A 1284-nucleotide genomic window follows, 5' to 3' on the forward strand; every position below is an offset into this window, starting at 1 on the left:
CTGGGCGAACTCCTGATCGTCGGCCGTCTGGGTAAGGCGGGTGGTGATGAACCAGGTCGCCGGCAGGTCCTGGGCTCAGGCGCGGTTCGTTCGTGAGCGCCATCCCTGAAAACGATCTTCGTCGAGCTCTACCCTCCTGGGTTGAGCCGGAGGTCCTACCCACGCCCGAGGCGGCAGCCGTACACGACCGGCATCGTCAACAGGGTGAAACGTGCACTCATCCTCACCGCCCTGGCCCTCACGCTGGCCGGATGCGGCTCCACCCCACCGCAGCGCCTGACGGTCCCAAAACCGACGGGCCCGCATCCGGTGGGGACCGTCTCGGTCCACCTGGTCGACCAGTCCCGCCCGGATCCCTGGAACGGCTCCGGCAGGAAGCGGGAGCTGATGGTCAGCCTGTGGTACCCGGCCCGGGACGTGCAGGCCCACCCGGTCGCCCCCTGGATGCCGAAGGCGGCGGCGGAACGGTACTTGAAGATGAACGACCTGGAGCCGGGCTCGCTGCTACTGGACAGGACCGACGGCCACGAGGGCGCGCCCGTCGACACGAGCCTGGGCAGGCTGCCGGTCGTCCTGTACTCGCCGGGCGCCAACGCCTCGCGCGCGTACGGGACCGGCGTCGTCGAGGAGCTGGCCAGCCAGGGGTACGCGGTGGTCACCGTCGATCATCCCTATGACGCGGCGGTGGTGGAGTTCCCCGGCGGCCGGGTGGAGACGGGCGCCGAGCTGACCGACTTCGCCAAGGCGGTCGACGTCCGGGTGGCCGACGTGCGCTTCGTCCTGGACAGCCTGCCCTCCCTGGAGGAGAAGCTGCCCGGCCGTAACGGGAAGCCGCTCTTCGACCTCGCGCGGATCGGAATGTTCGGGCATTCGCTCGGCGGCGCGGCCACCTCCTCCGCCATGTACGCCGACCCGCGGATCAAGGCCGGACTCGGCCTGGACGGCGCCGTCTTCGGCAAGGTCGCGCAGTCCGGCCTCGACCGGCCGTACATGGTGGTCGACACCGATGGGAAGGGCGGCATGGCGACCAATCCGACACTGCGCACCTTCTGGGACGGCCTGCGCGGCTGGCGGCTCAACGTGACGCTCAAGGGGGCGGCGCACAACTCCTTCGGCGACGACGTCCTGCTCATCCCCATGTCGGCCGAGCCGCTGGGGCTGAGCAAGGAGCAGCTCCAGGAGGTCGTCGGCACGATCCCGGCCGAGCGGGCGCTGGCCTTCCAGCGCGCCTACCCGCTGGCCTTCTTCGAGCAGAACCTGCGCGGCCGTCCGCAGGCGTTGCTG

General features: G+C 70.4%; 1 protein-coding gene. It reads left to right on the plus strand.

Annotated features, from left to right (window positions below):
- Nucleotides 1-204 precede the first annotated feature (204 nt).
- Nucleotides 205-1284: alpha/beta hydrolase family protein (locus tag AWQ68_RS00050; protein ID WP_218006725.1), on the plus strand; the 1080-nt coding region annotated here is incomplete at its 3' end.

The organism is Microtetraspora fusca, assembly GCF_001570365.1.
GTDB lineage: Bacteria > Actinomycetota > Actinomycetes > Streptosporangiales > Streptosporangiaceae > Microtetraspora > Microtetraspora fusca.